The organism is Kitasatospora aureofaciens, assembly GCF_019192735.1.
GTDB classification, from domain to species: Bacteria; Actinomycetota; Actinomycetes; order Streptomycetales; family Streptomycetaceae; genus Kitasatospora; species Kitasatospora aureofaciens_A.
Genome location: NZ_JAHTKP010000038.1, coordinates 35,550 through 54,324 on the forward strand (window position 1 = coordinate 35,550; position 18,775 = coordinate 54,324).

At 72.4% G+C, this 18,775-nt stretch carries 17 protein-coding genes and 2 pseudogenes; 9 read left to right on the plus strand and 10 right to left on the minus strand.

The annotated features are described in order from the left end of the window. Window positions 1-20: 20 nt before the first annotated feature. Window positions 21-125 (plus strand): annotated as a pseudogene (locus KV557_RS28640) (gfo/Idh/MocA family oxidoreductase); the annotation flags it as partial. Between the two features lie 330 nt (window positions 126-455). On the opposite strand, the gene KV557_RS28645 reads toward KV557_RS28640, so the two are convergent. Both KV557_RS28645 and KV557_RS28650 read right to left on the minus strand, forming a co-directional pair. After that, on the minus strand, window positions 456-599 hold the full coding sequence (locus tag KV557_RS28645) for a hypothetical protein (RefSeq protein ID WP_218204420.1): 144 nt from the start codon (window positions 597-599) through the stop codon (window positions 456-458). Between the two features lie 95 nt (window positions 600-694). Continuing rightward, window positions 695-1,393 carry a hypothetical protein gene (locus KV557_RS28650; RefSeq protein WP_218204421.1) on the minus strand — a complete coding sequence of 233 codons (699 nt, stop codon included), beginning with the start codon at window positions 1,391-1,393 and terminating at the stop codon, window positions 695-697. Window positions 1,394-1,693: 300 nt separating this feature from the next. On the opposite strand from KV557_RS28650, the gene KV557_RS28655 reads away from it, so the two are divergent. Both KV557_RS28655 and KV557_RS28660 read left to right on the plus strand, forming a co-directional pair. Continuing rightward, window positions 1,694-2,389, plus strand: coding sequence for a hypothetical protein (locus tag KV557_RS28655; RefSeq protein ID WP_218204422.1), 696 nt, complete (start codon window positions 1,694-1,696; stop codon window positions 2,387-2,389). A gap of 282 nt (window positions 2,390-2,671) precedes the next feature. Then, window positions 2,672-4,243, plus strand: a complete 1,572-nt coding sequence (locus KV557_RS28660; protein WP_218204423.1) for a CocE/NonD family hydrolase — start codon at window positions 2,672-2,674, stop codon at window positions 4,241-4,243. 98 nt (window positions 4,244-4,341) lie between these two features. On the opposite strand, the gene KV557_RS28665 is transcribed toward KV557_RS28660, so the two are convergent. Both KV557_RS28665 and KV557_RS28670 read right to left on the minus strand, forming a co-directional pair. Next, entirely contained in the window at window positions 4,342-4,755 is a 414-nt protein-coding gene (locus tag KV557_RS28665; protein WP_218204424.1) for a hypothetical protein, read from the minus strand. 331 nt (window positions 4,756-5,086) lie between these two features. Continuing rightward, the gene (locus KV557_RS28670; RefSeq protein WP_308130122.1) at window positions 5,087-5,560 is read right to left on the minus strand and encodes a MarR family winged helix-turn-helix transcriptional regulator; all 474 of its coding nucleotides are present in this window, start codon (window positions 5,558-5,560) and stop codon (window positions 5,087-5,089) included. Between the two features lie 57 nt (window positions 5,561-5,617). On the opposite strand from KV557_RS28670, the gene KV557_RS28675 reads away from it, so the two are divergent. Beyond that, on the plus strand, window positions 5,618-6,394 hold the full coding sequence (locus KV557_RS28675) for an alpha/beta fold hydrolase (protein ID WP_256178081.1): 777 nt from the start codon (window positions 5,618-5,620) through the stop codon (window positions 6,392-6,394). 104 nt (window positions 6,395-6,498) lie between these two features. Here KV557_RS28675 and KV557_RS43100 read toward each other — a convergent pair whose 3' ends face one another. The 4 genes and pseudogenes from KV557_RS43100 to KV557_RS28690 all read right to left on the minus strand — a co-directional run bounded on the left by KV557_RS43100 (window position 6,499) and on the right by KV557_RS28690 (window position 8,469). Continuing rightward, window positions 6,499-6,768: a hypothetical protein gene (locus tag KV557_RS43100; RefSeq protein WP_256178101.1), complete on the minus strand. Its 270-nt coding sequence runs from the start codon at window positions 6,766-6,768 to the stop codon at window positions 6,499-6,501. Window positions 6,769-6,854: 86 nt separating this feature from the next. Continuing rightward, a pseudogene (locus tag KV557_RS44565) lies at window positions 6,855-7,421 on the minus strand (TniQ family protein); the annotation flags it as partial. Between the two features lie 197 nt (window positions 7,422-7,618). After that, window positions 7,619-7,951, minus strand: a complete 333-nt coding sequence (locus tag KV557_RS28685) for a hypothetical protein (RefSeq protein WP_218204425.1) — start codon at window positions 7,949-7,951, stop codon at window positions 7,619-7,621. Between the two features lie 11 nt (window positions 7,952-7,962). After that, window positions 7,963-8,469 carry a SigE family RNA polymerase sigma factor gene (locus KV557_RS28690; protein ID WP_218204426.1) on the minus strand — a complete coding sequence of 169 codons (507 nt, stop codon included), beginning with the start codon at window positions 8,467-8,469 and terminating at the stop codon, window positions 7,963-7,965. A gap of 553 nt (window positions 8,470-9,022) precedes the next feature. Between KV557_RS28690 and KV557_RS28695 the strand changes: the two genes are divergently transcribed. Genes KV557_RS28695 through KV557_RS28710 form a run of 4 tightly spaced genes read left to right on the plus strand, consistent with a single transcriptional unit; the run spans window position 9,023 to window position 15,547 of the window. Further along, window positions 9,023-10,792: an acyclic terpene utilization AtuA family protein gene (locus tag KV557_RS28695; RefSeq protein WP_374106683.1), complete on the plus strand. Its 1,770-nt coding sequence runs from the start codon at window positions 9,023-9,025 to the stop codon at window positions 10,790-10,792. Next, window positions 10,789-12,387: an acyl-CoA carboxylase subunit beta gene (locus KV557_RS28700; RefSeq protein ID WP_218204428.1), complete on the plus strand. Its 1,599-nt coding sequence runs from the start codon at window positions 10,789-10,791 to the stop codon at window positions 12,385-12,387. Before KV557_RS28695 ends, KV557_RS28700 begins: the two co-directional genes overlap by 4 nt. A gap of 24 nt (window positions 12,388-12,411) precedes the next feature. Then, entirely contained in the window at window positions 12,412-14,334 is a 1,923-nt protein-coding gene (locus tag KV557_RS28705; protein WP_218204429.1) for an acetyl/propionyl/methylcrotonyl-CoA carboxylase subunit alpha, read from the plus strand. 25 nt (window positions 14,335-14,359) lie between these two features. Further along, a complete protein-coding gene (locus KV557_RS28710) occupies window positions 14,360-15,547 on the plus strand; it encodes an acyl-CoA dehydrogenase family protein (protein ID WP_218204430.1) in 1,188 nt (395 codons plus the stop codon). 18 nt (window positions 15,548-15,565) lie between these two features. On the opposite strand, the gene KV557_RS28715 is transcribed toward KV557_RS28710, so the two are convergent. Beyond that, on the minus strand, window positions 15,566-16,249 hold the full coding sequence (locus KV557_RS28715; RefSeq protein ID WP_218204431.1) for a class F sortase: 684 nt from the start codon (window positions 16,247-16,249) through the stop codon (window positions 15,566-15,568). Next, a complete protein-coding gene (locus KV557_RS28720) occupies window positions 16,236-16,937 on the minus strand; it encodes a hypothetical protein (protein ID WP_308130123.1) in 702 nt (233 codons plus the stop codon). The genes KV557_RS28715 and KV557_RS28720 overlap by 14 nt, the downstream gene beginning before the upstream one ends. 235 nt (window positions 16,938-17,172) lie before the next feature. Here KV557_RS28720 and KV557_RS28725 point away from each other — a divergent pair, with 235 nt between their 5' ends. Continuing rightward, window positions 17,173-18,762 carry a 4-coumarate--CoA ligase family protein gene (locus KV557_RS28725; protein ID WP_218204432.1) on the plus strand — a complete coding sequence of 530 codons (1,590 nt, stop codon included), beginning with the start codon at window positions 17,173-17,175 and terminating at the stop codon, window positions 18,760-18,762. Window positions 18,763-18,775 lie beyond the last annotated feature (13 nt).

Sequence of the window (18,775 nt, forward strand, 5' to 3'; positions counted from 1 at the left end):
CGGGGCCGGCTGCCGGCCGTGCGTTCCTGGATGCCGTGCGGGCAGGGAAGACCCTCGACGCCCACGACGCCCTGTGCGCGCACGAGTTGTACGAGCAGATCGTCGAGCGCATCGAGATGGCCTGAGGCCGCGGAGGCCGGCGGCGGTGCCGCTCTTCGCGCGAGGCGGTCGGCCCGATCGGAGACCTGCCGGGCCCCTCCGCGGCCGGCGACCACTGAGCCCTGCGACCGCGCACAGCGGCGCCGAGCCCGGCGAGCACGACACGTCGTCCGCACTCTCGCCGGCGACGGCGGCCGGTCCGCCGCCCGGCACAACACCGGTGAGGGAGAAGGCGGATGACCACAGCTCCTGATGCCACGCCGACGCCCCCTACGGCTGGTTCCCGGTGGCGCCGGGGGCTAGGAGCGTGGGTCAGTAACGTCTGAGGGGGCGGGGCCACTCAGCGGTCTGCCGCGCTACCCACGGGAGGCGCGAACGGCGGCGATGACGATCGTGATCAGGATGGACACCAGGAAGAGCGTCACCGCAGGCCACAGCGGATCGCCGTTGATGAGCGCGTTCATGAGCCCGCGGAAACCAGCACCGAGGAAGAAATGCATGCGCGTACCGTAGCGTCACCCGTCGCCAGGCGGGGAGTGCCGGGCGATCGGCGATCACACCGACCCGGCCAATTGCTCGTTACCGACCCACGCTCCTAGCCGGTGCACCAGAAGAGGAACGGTGTGCAGGTCGGCTTCGGGCTGGTGCTCGGGCTCGGCGCCGGCTGGGGTGGCTCGGGTGAGGAGGGGTGGGCGCTCGGGGGTGCCGGCTGGGTGGCCGGGGCGGCCGAGGCGTGGCCCGGTGCCGGCGGGGTGGGTGACCCGGGCGGGACGGCGCCAGTGTGGCCGGGTGTCGGCGAGGCGGTGGCGGTGGTGTGGCCCGGTCCTGGGGAAGAGTGGGGCTTCGGGGAGGCCGACGTCGGGTGCTGGCTCGGGCGCAGGCTGGGGGAGGGCTCGCCCGGCGCGCTGGTGCTCTGCTCGGCCGGGGTCGGCTGTGCGCTGGGCGAAGCGGCCGGGCCGACGGACCCGTCCGAGTCGTTCGAGTGGAGGGCGATCGTGCCGAAAGCGGTGATCGCGATGCCCGCTGCGGCGACGCCGGCGGCCAGTTGCCACCGCTTCAGCCTGGCGCGGGGCGAGGTGGCCGGCTCGTCGGCCGGTCCCTCGGCGTGCTGCCCGGGCGGCAGGTCGTCTGCGGGGGCGGGTGGCTCCGCCGGTGCCGGGGGCTGTGCCGGCTGGTCGGACCGGGTGTCAGGGGTCGTCGTGCCTGCGGCCGCCTCGGCGTCCGTGGCTCCGTTCGCTTCCAGGGCTTCCGCGGCCTCCATGGCCACGGTCGCTTCCACGGTTTCCACGGCCACGGTCGCTTCCATGGCCTCCGTGGCCGCGGTCCCTTCCACGGGCCGGGTGTCGGCCGTGGGCCGGGCGCAGTCGGGGCAGGGCTCGGCGTGGTCGGGCCGATTCCCACAGGACGAGCAGTGGTCCATTCGATCTTTCCGTACGTGGCGATGCCACCGGCACCGGCCGGTGGTCTTGCTCGAGGACACAGAGGACACAAGCGGAATCGTGTGCTCCGGGAGCCTAGTTCCCGGGATGTGTAGGGAACGGGCATGGTTGGTGAGGCTTCCGGAAAGATCTGCGTGTCCGGGCCTGAAGGTCAGGTGCACCAGAACAGGAACGGCGTGCAACTCGGTTTCGGGGCCGGCGTGGACGTCGGTCTGGTCGGCTGCGGGGTGGGTGCCGGCTGTGTGCCGGGGCCGGTGCTCGGCCCGGTCGGGCTCGGCGGTGGCGTCGCGGACGGCCGGGCGGAGGTTGGCGGGGGTGCGGGGGTGGCGGTCGGCGGCGGAGCGGTGGACGAGGTCGCGCTGCCCGACGCGCTCGGCTGGGCGCCGGCGGACGACGGCTGCGGACGGGCCGTGCCGGAGACGGGGGCCGTTGCCCGGGTGGCCGTGATGGCAGAGGCGCTCGCGGACTCCCGGGCCTGTGACGGGGAGCCCGGGGAGGCGGGCGCCACCACTTTGCCCGACGGGGCCGGGGCCGCTTCGCCGCCCGCGTGGCCGACCGCCAGCAAGGCGGTGGCCAGCCCGCCGGCCACCGCGCCGACCGCCGACAGGGCCACCACGGCACCCCGCCGTCCAGTGCCCCGTCGCCTGGTGTTCCGTCGCCCGCGACTCCGCCTCGTTGACCGGCTCGCGGGTGTGGCGGGCGCCGCCTCGCTCGGGTGTCGAGGCTCGGTCCGGCGCTCCTCGTGTCCGCGTTCCTCGTTCAGCGGTTCCGCGGCCGAGGGTCCGGCGGCCCGTCCGCAGCCGGGACAGGACAGCGCGCCATTGAGATGGCGTTGGCAGGGCGTGCAGTAACTCAATGCGACCTTCTCCGTCGATGCCCGAATGACCGCACCCGACGGTGACTTGTTCGCCGCCCGCATGCCGAGCCCGATTGCATGCGGAGCGTACGCAGATCGGCCCTGGTCGCAACACCGGGCCGGCGCGAGGCTTCTGCGGAGATCACGTGCAGCTCGCGTGAGCACGACACCGCCACCCTCACGTTACCGGCCAGTAATTTGGCTGATCATCATCTCCTCTGAAGATCCGTCAGATCGCTAGGCTCCCGGAAAACCCCCTGCGAACCGAGGAGCAGCGATGGCACGACCCCACCGAAGCCGCGGACATCGGGCGGCGAGCGCCGTCCTCGCCGTGGCGCTCGCCGTCGGCGCGGGCGCCGTCGCGCAGCCCGCCGTGGCAGCGCCCGCCGTCGTCCAGGCCCTCGGCTCGTTCCGCCTCGCCGATATTCCCGCGCAGGACGGCGTCGTCCTCAAGGCCGACGTGTTCACCCCGCCCCCCGGCACCCCGGGCGCGGATGCGCAGGGCCGCTACCCGGTGATCGTGCAGCCGGCCAGCTGGGGGCAGAACGATCTGGAGTACGTCGCCCAGGGCCACCGCTTCGCCGCCGCCGGGTACGTCGTCGTCACCTATACCGTGCGCGGGTTCTGGGGCTCCGGCGGCGAGGTGGACGTCGCCGGGTCGAAGGACGTCGCCGACATCTCGACCGTGATCGACTGGGCCCTCGCCCGCACCGCGGCCGACCCCGACCGTGTCGGCATGGTCGGCCTCTCGCTGGGCGGCGGCCTCACCCTGCTGGGCGCGGCCTTCGACGCGCGGATCAAGGCCGTCGCCTCGTTGAGCGGCTGGGCCGACCTGACCGACGCGCTGTACAGCGGGCAGACCCGGCACACCCAGGCCGCCGCCGTGCTGGCCGCGATCCAGGCGCCCACCGGCCGCAGGAGCCCCGAGTTCGCGCGGGTCCTGGACGACCTCTTCGCCGACCGCGACCTGCCGGACGTGATCCGGTGGGCGGACACCCGCTCGCCGTCCGCCTACCTGGACCGGATCAACGCCCACGGCACCGCCGTCCTCCTGGCCAACGGCTGGGGTGACAGCTTCTTCAACCCCGGCCAGATCACCGCCTTCTACCAGCGGCTCACCGGGCCCAAGCGCCTCGAACTGCGCCCGGGCGACCACGCGACCCAGGAGCTCACCGGCCTGCTCGGCTTCTCCAACGCCACCTGGAACAGCGCCCGCACCTGGTTCGACCGCTACCTCAAGGGAGCCCCGGCGGACCAGGGGCAGCCGGTCGATCTGGAGGTCCGCCCGACCGGCGTGCACGAGGAGCACCCCGACTGGCAGTCCGTCAGCTCCCGCACCGAGCAGCTGACGTTCGACGCGGGAACCCGGGCCACGGTCGAGGGCGACCGCCGCTCCGGTGCGAGCGGTGGTGCCGCCCTGCTGTCCGGGCTGCTCGACCAGGCGGCGCACCAGCCGCCGACCGTCCTCGTCCCCCTCCTCGACCGCTCGGCCGCCGTCGTGCAGCAGTCGCAGCCGTACTGGCAGGGCCTGCAGGTGCGCGGCGCCGTCCGGCTGCACACCACGGTCACCGCGTCCGCGCCGCAGGGCACGGCCGTCGGCTACCTCTACGACGTGGATGCGCTCGGCGTCGGCCGCCTGATCGCGCACGCGCCGCAGAGCTGGTCCGGACGCCCGCCGGGGCAGGCGTTCCCGCTGGACGTCACGCTGTTCCCCACCGCGTACGACGTGCCGGCCGGCCACCGGATCGCCCTGGTGCTCGGCACCCGGGACGACCTGTACGGCGGCGCCACCCCGCCGGGCAGCACGGTGACCTTCGGCCCGGCGGACCTGTCCTTGCCGCTGCGCTGAGGGGATGCGTCGGCCGCCGCTCAGCATGATCCGGGCGATCAGCTCTCGGCGGCCGGCCGCCCCGGCGGTTCTCCCCTCTTCCTCGGGACGGGCCCGGATCAGGCCATTCCCGCCCGCCGCCGCTTGGGCCGACGCGGCGGCCCGTCGATCCGCGCGAACGCCTCGCGGACGGCGACCCGCCCGGCCGCGTGGAACGCCCGCTCGTGCGAGTCGACATCGTGCACGGCCGTCCGGTGCACGACCACCGCCACCGCGACATCAGCCGCCCGCGCGGCCAACTCCTCGCGCACGCCGGCGACGAAGGCTTTGTGATACACCATCAGATCACTCCCCGCAGGACCCCCGGCGACCTCGGCCCCATCGGCGACCTCGAAGACCAGCCCGTCCTCCCACGGCTCGAAGTCCACCGTGACGTCCGCGAAGTCGGACGGACACCCGGCCTGCCGCACGTACCGCGCCCGTACACCCCGGATCGGGAACGGCGGGAACGGCGGAAGCGTCATCGGCGTCATCCGCCGATTCTATTGAGCGGGCGATCACCGCCCCCGGCCGCCGGAGATGGCCCTGTCGCTCGACTCGCGGCGCCCGCTTGTGACCGGAATCGATGGTTGGCCGTGGAGTCGGGGATGTGTGCAGGTCGCGCCAGGAATCAGAATCGCTTGTTGGCCACTTTGGGAAGTGATAGTTGGCCAATGCTGCGACAGCTCGTCACTTAGGGTTGCCGGCCAGGGTATTCGTATGCCCGGTCGACTTGCTTGACAGCGGCCAGCTCGAATTCCCCACGTACGGCCAGTTGTGGTGTCACTCTCCGTAAGTGATCTCGCTGACCTCATACGGTCTGGTTCAGTCGACGTCGACGTTGCCCATGACTTCGAGGAGGCGGGAGAGGACTCGGAGGCAGGCGTCAATCTCGGTCTCGGTGAGGTCACCGCCGGCCTGGCGCAGCACTATGCGTTCGCGGTTGATTACGGCGGTAATAACGGTCTGGCCGTGTTCGGTCAGTCGGATGAGGGATGACCTCTGGTGGGCCGGGTTGGGGGCGGACTCGACAAGACCTCTTGCGGCCGCGTCGTTGACCATGCGCTGGACGAACTGGCGGCTGAGCGCCTGCGCCCGACTCATCTGAGGGACGGTCATGGGCCCGTGCTCGCGAAGCAAGTTGAGGACGGCCCGCACCCCCGCCGACAGCCCTTCGGCGGACATGTCTTGCTCCACCTTGCGGTGGGTGCGCCGGTACAACGGCCCCACCAGGTCGAACACCTCGGTGAGCCGGTCCGTCAGCTCTTCGGACACCTGGCCGGGATCTGTTTCATTCACACCGCCATGATGACACCTTGGTTGCCATTCTCCTCCAAGAATGACACCTTGGTTGTCATGAATGATCTATTCTGGCTCGACACCGGCGTCGGACAACCCCTCGTCCTGCTGCACGGCGGCTTCCTGGACCACCGCATGTGGGACGACCAGATACCCACCCTCGCCGCGCGGCACCGCGTCATCACGCCCGACGCCCGCGGCCACGGCCGGTCCGCCAACGCCACCGAACCGTTCCGGCACACCGACGACCTCGCCGCGCTGCTACGACACTTGGACATCGGCCCCGCGGTCCTGGTAGGCGTCTCCATGGGAGGAAGCATCGCGGTCGACACCGCACTGGAGCATCCGGAACTGGTCAGTGCCGTGGTCGTCAGCGGCGCCGGAACCAGTGAGCCGATCTTCACGGACCCCTGGACCACCCGAACCTGGACCGCCTGGCAAACGGCGATGGCCGCCGGCGACCTGGACGCCGCCGTCGAGGCATTCACGCTCTTCGCCGCAGGCCCGGACCGCACCCTCGACGATCTCGCCCCTCAGGTCGTCGGCCGCCTGCGCGAGATGACCCGCAGCACCCTGTCCAAGCACACCACCGACGAACCCGACCTGCGCATCCCTGTCCGCGACACTTGGAACCGTGCCGCCAAGATCGACGTACCTGTGCTCGCCATCAACGGCGCCATCGACTCACCCGATCACATCGGCATGGCCGAACGCCTCACCCACACCGTCACCAGTGGCGACGCGATCTCGATCGACGGGACCGCCCACTACCCCAACATGGAACGCCCGGAAGCCTTCAACAAGGCCCTCGAAGACTTCCTGCGCACCTTGTGACCACAGGGCCGACTCCTTAGCCCCGCGATCACTGACCGTGACAAGTGGCGGCCAGATAGCTCCCCACTAACTGGCCGCCAGCGGGGAATCCCAACTGGCCACTATCACTTGCTGTGCAGGTGGCGGGTGTGGTCATCGAGAGCTTCCCGCAGGGCCGTCCAGAAGGGGTCTCCTGTGGGTTCGTGGATTTGCTTGAGGCCGTTGTGCTGGGGCAGGCCGGAGTAGAGCGCTTGTGGACTGGGGGCGAGCGGGGGGTTGAAGCAGGGGGTGAGTTCCCAATCGCTGCCTGTGATGGCGGTCCAGATATGGGCGGATGCCCCCAGATGGACTTCGCCGCCGGGATCGGTTGAGTGGCCTTCGACGGCGGGTGGCAACCGATCCAGGATGGTCTGCCATTCGTCGGGTCGTAGGTGCCAGAGGGGTAGTGGCAGGCGGGGCAGAGGTCTTCCAGGAGGACGCTGTGCTCCAGGCAGGCGAAGACGGTCGCGAGGCGCCAATGCAGCTTCCAGGGCCCGCCGTGGCGGTCCTGGACGTCGCTGCCGTCGCCGGCCGGACACTGGGGGCAGTAGCGGCTTGACCTCAGCAGCAGCCAGGGCGGGACCACCATTCTGGCATGTTGGTTCCCACCTGGCCGCTCCAGAAGCTCGGTGACGGCGGGATCGCGGCCCGAGAACCGCCGCAGAGTCAGCGCCTGGGCCTCGTCAGGCGTCAGCCGCGTGAGGCGGGCCTCGAAGCCGTGCTGGCGGCCGGTGGAGACCATGAACTCCAGCCCCGGCCGGTGCCGCTGCCGGGCCCGCCAGGTGAACCGGCGAACCGGCTGCGAGTCCGGCACTGGCACCGACTCCAGACGCCGCACCGGCCAGACGACCTGGCCGCCGTCGAACAGCCAGGTCGTCGACCACCGCCGTGGCCAGGACTCATCGAGCACCAGCCGTTGGCGGAAGGCCGCATCACCCGTGAACGGGCTGATCAGCGCGTCGAGATCGCACACATCCGAACGGATCCCGGGCCCGGTCCGCGTACTCATGCCAGAGCCGCATCACCCGAAACGACCGCATAGGGGTGGAATCCCCGAAAGAGGACACCGCCCAGGCAACAACCACCGGCCGGGGTGACACCCGCTGTCAGCGCATCGGGGCACGAAACGATGCCGGACGAAATATCCGGAATCCAGCTGCGGCCCGTCATTTCAGTCTTTCGGGCCGCAGCTGGTCCGGCCTTCTCCTACCGGGACTGGGCCGCCGTCGGGGTCGTCGTCGGGGTCGTCGTCGGGGTCGCCGTCGGGGTCGCCGTCGGGGTCGCCGTCGGAACGGGCGCAGGGGTGGACGTGGTGGTGGAGGCCGGGATGGTGGTGTGGTGGTCCTGGGCGAAGGCGGCGGGAAGGCCCACACCGACTCCGGTGAGGAGCAGGAGGGAGCCGCCGGCCATGAGGGCTGCCCGGGTGCGGCGGCGTACCCGCACGCCGGCCTGCAAGCGCTCGCGGTGCCGGGGTTCGAAGGGGGTGTGTTCCTGGGTGTCGCGCATCATGCGTGCCAGCTCCTGTTCGAAATGATCCATGTGTTTCTCCCTCACCCCACCGGCTCGCTGACCTCGGTCAGGGCCTGCCGCAGTTTCGCCACCCCGCGCGACGCCAGGGAGCGGGCGGTGCCCACTGGGCAGCCCATCACCTCGGCGACCTGCTGCTCCGGCAGATCCTGGTAGTAGCGCAGGACGACCGCGGCCCGCTGCCGGGCTGACAGGAGGGCAAGTGCGGTCTCCAGCCGGGTGCGTTCCTCCACGACGGCAGCCAGATCCTGACAGTCAGCAGTCTCGGGCAGCTCCTCGGTGGGGCGTTCGCCCCACCAGCGCCGACGGGCCGAGCGGGCCGCCGCACGCACCAGAACCTGACGCACGTACGCCTCAGGGGCTTGCCCGGCGACCTTCGGCCAGGCGGACCACAGCTTGAGGAGCCCGTCCTGAAGCAGGTCCTCGGCCCGGTGTCGGTCTCCGCCGGTGAGCAGGCGTGCGAGGTGGAACAGCGCCGACCAGCGAGTCGCTACGAACTCATCGAAACCATCCGCTCGCGACTGCCTCATCCAGCACCTCCTCTCCAACCTCCGAACGCCTGTAACTGTTGAAAGGCACTGGCGCCCGGCCCACTATGCACCTTCGCCCTGTGAACTGGATCACGTGTGAGGCAAGGGTCCCCGGCGCGTATCGCGGCACCCGTGACTCTCTTGCCGGGTCTACTGCCTCTCGAGAGCGCAAGGTAGAGCGTTCATTTCTCATCTCTCTTCCTACGTCGCTCCGGTCCTGTCGAGCGGCTCTGGGTTCAGAAACAGGTACTTACCCTGCCCGGCCCGCTACTCACCGTAACTGGATGGGCGCTGTGGCCAACTGGCGCTTCCCGTGGTCAACCATCGGTTCCGGCCTCAATCAGCTGACTCCCGGTGCGTGGGCGGCCTGTGGGGAAAACAAGCAGGCATGATTGCTTTTTTCTCCGCCCGGTGCCACGCTGCTGCCCGGCGGTGACCGCTCAGTCGCCGTCAACCCACCGGCAGGGGAGGCGCTTTGGCGCGCGCGCGTGCGGGACTGCGGATCGGGAACGCCTCGGGGTTCTACGGGGACCGGTTCGCGGCGGTCCGGGAGATGCTCACGGGTGGGCCGCTGGACGTGCTGACCGGGGACTACCTGGCGGAGCTGACGATGCTCATCCTGGCCAGGGACCGGCTGAAGGACCCGTCGCTGGGGTACGCGCGGACGTTCCTGCGGCAGATGGAGGAGTGCCTCGGCCTGGCCCGGGAGCGCGGGGTGCGGATCGTGGTGAACGCGGGCGGGCTCAACCCGGCCCGGCTGGCCGGTGAGCTCAGGAAGCTGGCGCAGCGCCACGGCATCGCGGCCGCCGTCGCCCACGTCGAGGGCGACGACCTGCTCCCGCGCAGCACCGAACTCGGCTTACCCGACGGCCTGTTGGCCGCCAACGCCTACCTCGGCGCGTTCGGCATCGCCGCCTGCCTGGCCGAAGGCGCCGACATCGTGGTGACCGGCCGGGTCACCGACGCGGCCCTGGTGGCCGGCCCGGCGATCGCCCACTTCGGGTGGACCCCGGCCGACCTGGACGCGCTCGCCGGGGCCGTCGTCGCCGGGCACGTGCTGGAGTGCGGCGCGCAGGCCACCGGCGGGAACTACGCGTTCTTCCGCGAGCATGACGTGACCAGGCCCGGCTTCCCGATCGCCGAGCTGCACGCCGACGGCTCCAGCGTGATCACCAAGCACCCGGACACCGGCGGCGCCGTCACCACCGGCACCGTCACCGCCCAACTCCTGTACGAGACAAGCGGTGAGCGCTACCTCGGCCCGGACGTCACGGCCCGCCTCGACAGCGTCCGGCTCACCCAGGAAGGCCCGGACCGGGTGCGGATCGACGGGGTGCGCGGCGAGGCCCCGCCACCCACGCTCAAGGTGGGGCTGAACCGCCTCGGCGGCCACCGCAACGAGGTGGTGTTCGTCCTCACCGGGCTCGACATCGAGGCCAAAGCAGCCTTGGTGCAACGGCAGTTGGCCGACGCGCTGCCGCCTGGGCAGCGCCCGGCCGAACTGCGCTGGACCCTCGCCCGCACCGATCACCCCGACGCCGCCACCGAGGAGACGGCCTCCGCGCTGCTGCGCCTCACCGCCCGCGACCCCGACCCGGCCAAGGTCGGGCGCGGACTCGGCAAGGCAGCCGTGGAGTTGGGCCTGGCCGGCTACCCGGGCTTCCACCTCACCGCCCCGCCCGGCCCGGGCGCGCCGTACGGGGTCTTCACTGCCGCCCACGTCGACGCCAAAGCCGTCGAGCACACCGCCGTCCTCCCGGACGGCCGCCGCCTGAGCATCCCCCCGGTCCCGGTCACCGCCCAACCGGCCCAGCCGCCCCGGCCCGAGGAGACGCCAAGGCTCCCCGAAGTGCTACCGCGCACCCCCACCCGCCGGGCCCCGCTCGGCCTGGTGGCCGGAGCCCGCAGCGGCGACAAGGGCGGCGACGCCAACCTCGGTGTCTGGGCCCGCGACGAGGACGGCTGGCGCTGGCTCGCGCACACCCTCACCATCGACCTCCTGCGCGAACTCCTGCCAGAGACAGCCGACTTGCCCGTCACCCGGCACCTTCTCCCGAACCTCTGCGCGGTCAACTTCGTCATTACCGGCCTCCTCGGCGAGGGCGTAGCCGCCCAGCACCGCTTCGACCCGCAGGCCAAGGCGCTGGGGGAGTGGCTGCGCTCCCGCCACGTCGATATCCCGGAGATCCTCCTCGACCGCCCGGAGATCCTCCTCGACCGCCCGGAGATCCTCCTCGACCGCCCGGAGATCCTCCTCGACCGCCCGGAGATCCTCCTGGACCGCCCGGCGACGCCCCTAGACAGCCCGGAGGCCCAGCTGTGACCGTCCTGCCCACCCGCGTCGACCCGGCCGGCCCCGACCACGCCGAGCACCGCGCCGCGATGCTCGGCAAGCTCGCCGAGCTGGCCGCGGAGCACGCCAAGGCGCTGGCCGGCGGCGGCCCCAAGTACGTCGAACGCCACCGCGCCCGCGGCAAGTTGCTGCCGCGCGAGCGGATCGAGCTGCTCGTCGACCCGGACTCGCCGTTCCTGGAGCTCTCCCCGCTGGCCGCCTGGGGCAGCGACCACCCGGTGGGCGCGGCGCTGGTCACCGGCATCGGGGTCATCGAGGGCGTCGAGTGCGTGATCACCGCCAACGACCCGACGGTCCGCGGCGGTGCCAGCAACCCGTGGACGCTCCGAAAGGCCCTGCGCGCCAACGAGATCGCGCTCGACAACCGTCTCCCGCTGGTGAACCTGGTCGAGTCGGGCGGTGCCGACCTGCCCAGCCAGAAGGAGATCTTCATCCCCGGCGGCGCCCTCTTCCGCGACCTCACCCGCCTCTCCGCCGCCGGAATCCCCACCGTGGCCGTGGTGTTCGGCAACTCGACGGCCGGCGGCGCCTACGTGCCGGGCATGTCCGACCACACCGTGCTGGTCAAGGAGCGCGCCAAGGTGTTCCTGGGCGGCCCGCCGTTGGTGAGGATGGCCACCGGCGAGGAGGCCGACGACGAGTCGCTGGGCGGCGCCGAGATGCACGCCCGCGTCTCGGGCCTGGCCGACCACTTCGCGGTGGACGAGGCGGACGCGCTGCGCCTGGCCCGCCGGATCGTCGCGCGGCTCGATCACCGCAAGCCGGGCCCGGGCCCGGACCCGCTCGCCGAACCGCCCAAGTATCCCGAGGAGGAGCTGCTGGGCATCGTCCCGGGCGACCTCAAGGTGCCGTTCGATCCGCGCGAGGTGATCGCCCGGATCGTCGACGGCTCCGACTTCGACGAGTTCAAGCCGCTCTACGGCACCAGCCTGGCCACCGGCTGGGCCCGCCTGCACGGCTACCCGGTCGGCATCCTGGCGAACGCGCAGGGCGTGCTGTTCAGCGCGGAGTCCCAGAAGGCCGCCCAGTTCATCCAGTTGGCGAACCAGCGGGACGTCCCGCTGCTGTTCCTGCACAACACCACCGGCTACATGGTCGGCAAGGACTACGAGCAGGGCGGCATCATCAAGCACGGCGCGATGATGATCAACGCCGTCGCCAACTCCCGGGTGCCGCACATCTCGCTGCTGATGGGTGCCTCCTACGGCGCCGGCCACTACGGGATGTGCGGGCGGGCGTACGAGCCGAGGTTCCTGTTCGCCTGGCCGAGCGCCAAGTCCGCGGTGATGGGCCCGCAGCAGCTCGCCGGGGTGCTGTCGATCGTGGCCCGGCAGTCGGCGGCGGCGAAGGGGCAGCCGTACGACGAGGACGCGGACGCGGCGATCCGCGCGATGGTCGAGCAGCAGATCGAGGCGGAGTCGCTGCCGGTGTTCCTGTCCGGCCGGCTCTACGACGACGGCGTGATCGACCCGCGCGACACCCGGACGGTGCTCGGCCTCTGCCTGTCCGCGATCCACAACGCGCCGGTCGAGGGCGCGCGCGGCTACGGCGTCTTCCGGATGTAAGCCCGAGCAGTGAGGGACCCACACATGATCACCAACCTGCTGGTCGCCAACCGGGGCGAGATCGCCCGCCGGGTCTTCCGGACGTGCCGGGGCCTGGGCATCGCGACCACCGCCGTCCACTCCGACCCGGACGCGCACGCCCCGCACGTCCGCGAGGCCGACGCCGCCGTCCGGCTGCCCGGGGCCGCGCCCGCCGACACCTATCTGCGCGGCGACCTGATCGTCCGGGCCGCGCTCGAAGCCGGGGCCGACGCCGTCCACCCGGGGTACGGATTCCTGTCCGAGAACGCCGATTTCGCGCAGGCCGTGCTCGACGCGGGCCTGGTCTGGGTCGGCCCGCCGCCGGCCGCGATCGCCGCGATGGGCTCAAAGACGGCCGCCAAGCGCCTGATGGCCGAGGCCGGCGTACCCGTCCTGGGCGCCCTGACCGACCCCTCCGGGGCCGACCTGCCGCTGCTGGTCAAGGCGGCGGCGGGCGGCGGCGGCCGCGGCATGCGCGTGGTCCGCACGCTCGAGGAGCTCCCCGGCGAACTGGCCGCCGCCCGCGCCGAGGCCGCCAAGGCCTTCGGCTCGGACGAGGTGTTCTGCGAGCGCTACCTGCCCACCGGCCGGCACGTCGAGGTCCAGCTGATGGCCGACGCGCACGGCACGGTCTGGGCGGTCGGCGACCGCGACTGCTCGCTGCAGCGGCGCCACCAGAAGGTGATCGAGGAGGCCCCGGCACCCGGCCTCCCGGACGAGGTGCGCGCCGCGCTGCACGAGGCCGCCGTCACCGCCGCCCGGGCGATCCGCTATGTCGGCGCCGGCACCGCCGAGTTCCTGCTCGCCGAGGACGGCCGGTTCTTCTTCCTGGAGATGAACACCCGCCTCCAGGTCGAGCACCCGGTGACCGAGGCCGTCACCGGTCTCGACCTGGTCGCTCTCCAACTCGCCGTCGCCGAGGGCGAGAAGCTGCCCGCAGAGCCCCCGCCGACGACCGGCTGCGCGATCGAGGCCCGGCTCTACGCCGAGGACCCGGCGAAGGACTGGCAGCCCGCCACCGGTACCCTGCACCACATCGAACTCACCGTCCAGCACGAGGAGTTCACCGGACGGGGCCTCAGGCTCGACTCCGGCGTCGAATCCGGCAGCGAGATCACTCCGCACTACGACGCGATGCTCGCCAAGGTGATCGCCTGGGCCCCGACCCGCCCGGCCGCCGCCCGCCGCCTGGCCGGCGCGCTCGCCCGCGCCGGCCTCCACGGCCCGGCCACCAACCGGGAGTTGCTGGTCCGCTCGCTGCGGCACCCGGCCTTCCTGGCCGAGCGGCTGCACACCGGCTTCCTGGCCGAGCACGCCGCCGACCTCACAGCCCCGGACGGCAAGGGCACCGCCCGCGCCGCCCTGGCCGCCGCCCTCGCCGACGCCGCAGCCCGCCGCACCCCGCTGCCCTCCGGCTGGCGCAACCTGCCGTCCCAGCCGCAGGTGAAGCGCTACCGCACCGACGACGGCAGCGAGTTGGAGATCCGCTACCGCCTCACCCGGGACGGCCTGCAGGCCGAGGACCACCCGGAAACGGCCCTGATCGACGCCGCACCCGGCCACGTCACCCTGGGCGAGGGAACGATCCGACGCACCTACCGCGTCGCCCGCTACGGCGACCGGGTGTACGTCGACACCCCGGACGGCGCCACCGCGCTCACCGCCGTCCCCCGCTTCCCCGACCCCACCGCGCACACCGACCCGGGCGCTCTGCTCGCCCCGATGCCCGGCACCGTCATCCGCACCGCCGCCGCCGTCGGCGACACCGTCACCGCCGGCCAGCCGCTCCTCTTCCTGGAGGCGATGAAGATGGAGCACCGCGTCACCGCCCCCGCCGACGGCACCCTCGTCGAACTCCGCGCCACCCCCGGCCAGCAGGTCGAGCTCGGCACCCTGCTCGCCGTGGTCCAGCTCATAACAGCCTGATTCCAGCCTGCGGAAGGACCCCCGCATGTCCACCATCGGCAGTCAGCTCCTCGAAACCCCCGAACGCCGGGCCCTGCGCCAGGCCGTCGGCGACCTGGGCCGTCGCTACGGCTCCGCCTACTACCTCGCCAAGGCCCGGGCCGGCGAGCCCGCCGAGGAGCTCTGGGCCGACGCCGGCAAGGCCGGCTACCTCGGCGTCAACCTGCCCGCCGAGTACGGCGGCGGGGGCGGCGGCATCACCGACCTCGCCATCGTCCTGGAGGAACTGGGCACCGCCGGCTGCCCGTTGCTCCTGCTCATTGTCTCCCCGGCGATCTGCGGCACGGTCATCGCCCGCTACGGCACCGAGGAGCAGAAGCGGCGCTGGCTGCCCGGACTGGCGGACGGCAGCCGGAAGATGGCCTTCGGCATCACCGAGCCGGACGCCGGCTCCAACTCGCACCGGATCTCCACCGTCGCGCGCCGGGACGGCGAGGACTGGCTGCTCACCGGCCGCAAGGTGTTCGTCTCCGGCATCGACCACTCCGACGCCGTGCTGTTCGTCGCCCGCACCGAGACTGCGGACACCGGAGGGGGCCGCACCGGCAAGCTGAAGCCCTGCCTGTTCGTCGTCCCGCGCGACACCCCCGGCTTCGAGTACCGGGCCATCCCGATGGAACTCGTCGCCCCCGAGAAGCAGTTCCAGGTCTTCCTGGACGACGTCAGGCTGCCCGCCGACGCCCTGATCGGCGACGAGAACGCGGGCCTGCTCCAGCTGTTCGCCGGCCTCAACCCCGAGCGCATCCTCACCGCCGCGTTCTCCCTCGGTCTCGCCCGCCAGGCCCTCGGCAAGGCCGTCGAGTACGCGAGGACGCGTACGGTGTGGTCCACCCCGATCGGCGCCCACCAGGGCCTGGCCCACCCGCTCGCCCAGTGCGCGGTGGAGATCGAGCTGGCCCGGCTGATGACCCAGAAGGCCGGGCTGCTCTACGACGCGGGCGAGGACCTCGCCGCCGGCGAGGCCGCCAACATGGCCAAGTACGCCGCCGGTGAGGCCGCCGCCCGCACCGTCGACCAGGCGGTGCAGACGCTCGGCGGCAACGGCCTCACCCAGGAGTACGGGCTGGGCGCGCTGCTGGCCGCCACCCGGGTGGGCCGGGTCGCCCCGGTCAGCCGGGAGATGGTGCTCAACTACGTTGCCCAGCACACCCTCGGCCTGCCGAAGTCGTACTGAGTCACCGGACGGCCCGAGTCACCGGACGGCCGACAGGTGTGCGAACACCACGGTGTTGGACTCGTACCCGGTGTGCTTGTCGAACCGGCCGCCGCAGGTGATCACCCGCAGCTCGGCCTGGTCGGTGGCGCCGTACACCAGGGCGTCCGGGAAGTCCTTCTTCAGGAACACCCGGACGGAGTCCACGGTGAACACGGCGGTGCGCCGGTCCTTGCGGGTCACCTCGACGGTGTTGCCCGGGCGCAGCAGTCCGAGCCGGTAGAACACGGCCGGCCCGCTGCGGTTGTCGGCGTGCCCGATGGTGATCGCGTTGCCGGCGGCCCCGGGCGCCGGGCCGTCCCGGTACCAGCCGGCCAGGTTGCGCTGCTCCATCGGCGGGGTGGCCAACTGCCGGGAGGTGCCCAGCCCGAGGCCCACCATCGGGGCGTCGACCTTGATCGCGGGGATTCGGATCCTGGTCGGCACCGAGGCGGGCAGCGGCGGTACGGCGGGAGCCGGCCGGGTGGGCGACGCACTTGCGGAGGGGCTCCGAAGTGCGCTCGTGGGCACGGAAGGCGGAGGCAGCGGCGGGCCGGCGCCGTCCGCGGTGCCGTCGCGTAACAGCCAGATGCCGCCCGCTGCCAGCGCCACGGCGACGGCCCCGGCCGTCAACGGGCCGGGGCCGCCGCGCCGGGCGCGGAGCAGGCGGTCAGGATTCGGCATTGCGCCCGGGACGACGGCGCAGCGCGCGGATCCCGAGCCCGGCCGCACCGGTCAGCAGGGCCGCGCCGCCGAGCACCTCGGCGGGGCTCGTCCCGGAGGTGCCGCCGCCACCGGTCTCGACCCCTCCGGTCGGCCCGCCGCTGGGCTTCGGCGAGGCGCTGGGCGACGTGCCAGGCGAGTGCGAGTGCGAGTGCGAGTGCGAGGGCGAGGGCGACGATGACGGCGAGGGTGACGATGACGGGGACGGCGACGGGGACGGTGAGGGCGACGACGAGGCGCACTGCACGTCGAAGACCTTGTGCTTGGCCGACCCGTTCTCGCCCACGAACGTCCAGTCGAGCTTGTAGTGCCCGTCCGGCAGGTTGAAGTTGCCGGTGTGCCCGGTGCCGCCGACGATCGTGATCGTCCCGGACAGCACCTGCGCGGTGCCGGTGGGCGGCTGCTGCTCGATGGTCCAGGACACCAGCTGGATGGTGTCGAAGTTGAAGGCGTCCAGATAGAACTTGCAGACCTTGGGTTCGTCCCTCTGGTCGGTGACCGGCGTAGTGCTCTCGTGGATCTTGACGTCACCGTTGTCGCCGGGCGCGGCCAGTGCGACCGGGGCCGCGCCGAGGGTGAGCGCGACGGCGGCGGTGGAGGCGGCGAGCAGACGGCGGCCGGACGGCAGGGGACGGGAGGCGGTTCTCACGGTGGGGTGCTCCAGGCTCGGGGGCCGCTCCCAGGGGCGGGCGGCCGTGGTGCACACCGTCCGTCGGGCGCCCCCCGGCGGCAACTGTGCCACGCGAGCTCCGGCCGTCGTTCCTCACAATGGCGCAGCGTCCCTCCGCTGTCCGTATGCTCCTGAACGCGCCCCCGGCCGGCCGCCCCCGGAGACCCGTCGCCGGCCCCCGATTCTGCGTCAACTACCTTAGTGGAGGCTTACCTTGGTGTTCCACAGCGACTTCCCCGACGTGCCGGCGGTGGACCTGCCGATCCATGACGCGGTGCTCGGCGCCGCCGAGCAGTACGGCGACCGGGCGGCCCTCGTCGACGGCGTCACCGGGGAGACCGTGAGCTACGCGCGGCTCGCCGGGGCCGTCCGCCGGGTCGCCGCCGGACTGGCCGAGGCGGGGGTGCGCAAGGGCGACGTGGTGGCCCTGTTCAGCCCCAACACGATCGGCTACCCGATGGCCTTCTACGGCGCCACCCGGGCCGGCGCCACCGTCACCACCGTCTCCTCCCTCGCCACCCCCGGCGAGCTCACCGGCCAGCTCGGCGACAGCGGCGCCCGCTGGCTGATCACCGTCTCCCCGTTCCTGCCCACCGCCGAGCAGGCCGCCGAGCTGCTCGCCGCCCAGGGCCGCCCACTGGCCGGGATCGTCGTGCTGGACGGCGCCGAGGGCCACCGCTCGCTCGCCGACCTGCTCGCCGCCACCGGGCCGGTGCCCGAGGTCGCCATCGACCCCGGCGAGGACATCGCCGTCCTGCCGTACTCCAGCGGCACCACCGGCCTGCCCAAGGGCGTGATGCTCACCCACCGCTCGATCGCCACCAACCTCGCCCAGTGCGACGCCCTCTACCGGCCCGCCGTGGGCGAACGCGTGCTCGCCGTCCTGCCGTTCTTCCACATCTACGGCCTCGCCGCGCTGCTCAACCAGCCGCTGCGCTGCGGCGCCACCGTGGTCGTGCTGCCGCGCTTCGACCTGGAGCAGTTCTGCCGCACCATCGAGGAGCAGCAGGTCCAGGCGCTGATCGTGGCCCCGCCGATCGCCCTCGCCCTCGCCAAGCACCCGGTGGTGGACCGCTTCGACCTGTCCTCCGTCGAGTACCTGCTGTGCGCCGCCGCGCCGCTCGACCCCGAACTCGCCGCCGCCTGCGCCCGCCGCCTCGGCCTCCCGCACCTCCTCCAGGGCTACGGCATGACCGAGCTGTCCCCGGTCTCCCACGTGATCTCCCCGCTGGACCCCGACCCCGCCCCCGGCGCGGTCGGCCGGATGCTGCCCTCCACCGAGCTGCGGGTCGCCGCCCTGGACGGCACCGGCACCGACCTCGGGGCCGGCGAGCCCGGCGAACTGCTGATCCGCGGCCCGCAGGTGATGAAGGGCTACTTCGGCCGCCCCTCCGACACCACCGCCATGATCGACGACGAGGGCTGGCTGCACACCGGCGACATCGGCTACGTCGACGACCGCGGCTACCTGCACATCGTCGACCGGGTCAAGGAGCTGATCAAGTACAAGGGCTACCAGGTGGCCCCCGCCGAGCTGGAGGCCGTCCTGCTCACCCACCCGCAGATCGCCGACGCCGCCGTGATCGGCGTGCCGGACGCCGAGGGCACCGAGTGCCCCAAGGCCTTCGTGGTCCGCATCCCCGGCAGCCGGATCAGCGCCGAGGAGGTCAGCGCCTTCGTGGCCGGCCAGGTCGCCCCGTACAAGAAGGTCCGCGCGGTGGAGTTCGTCGAGTCCGTCCCCAAGTCCGCGGCCGGCAAGATCCTCCGCCGCGAACTGCGCGCCCGCGAGGCCGCCACCCGCTGACCACGGGCCGGCC

Bases quoted from the DNA above. Each gene is read 5' to 3' on its own strand.
- KV557_RS28715 (WP_218204431.1), bottom strand. From the start codon at position 16,249: ATGCCGAATCCTGACCGCCTGCTCCGCGCCCGGCGCGGCGGCCCCGGC.
- KV557_RS28710 (WP_218204430.1), top strand. From the start codon at position 14,360: ATGTCCACCATCGGCAGTCAGCTCCTCGAAACCCCCGAACGCCGGGCC.
- KV557_RS28695 (WP_374106683.1), top strand. From the start codon at position 9,023: ATGCTCACGGGTGGGCCGCTGGACGTGCTGACCGGGGACTACCTGGCG.
- KV557_RS28685 (WP_218204425.1), bottom strand. From the start codon at position 7,951: ATGGATCATTTCGAACAGGAGCTGGCACGCATGATGCGCGACACCCAG.
- KV557_RS28660 (WP_218204423.1), top strand. From the start codon at position 2,672: ATGGCACGACCCCACCGAAGCCGCGGACATCGGGCGGCGAGCGCCGTC.
- KV557_RS28665 (WP_218204424.1), bottom strand. From the start codon at position 4,755: ATGACGCCGATGACGCTTCCGCCGTTCCCGCCGTTCCCGATCCGGGGT.
- KV557_RS28645 (WP_218204420.1), bottom strand. From the start codon at position 599: ATGCATTTCTTCCTCGGTGCTGGTTTCCGCGGGCTCATGAACGCGCTC.
- KV557_RS28690 (WP_218204426.1), bottom strand. From the start codon at position 8,469: ATGAGGCAGTCGCGAGCGGATGGTTTCGATGAGTTCGTAGCGACTCGC.
- KV557_RS28705 (WP_218204429.1), top strand. From the start codon at position 12,412: ATGATCACCAACCTGCTGGTCGCCAACCGGGGCGAGATCGCCCGCCGG.
- KV557_RS28675 (WP_256178081.1), top strand. From the start codon at position 5,618: ATGAATGATCTATTCTGGCTCGACACCGGCGTCGGACAACCCCTCGTC.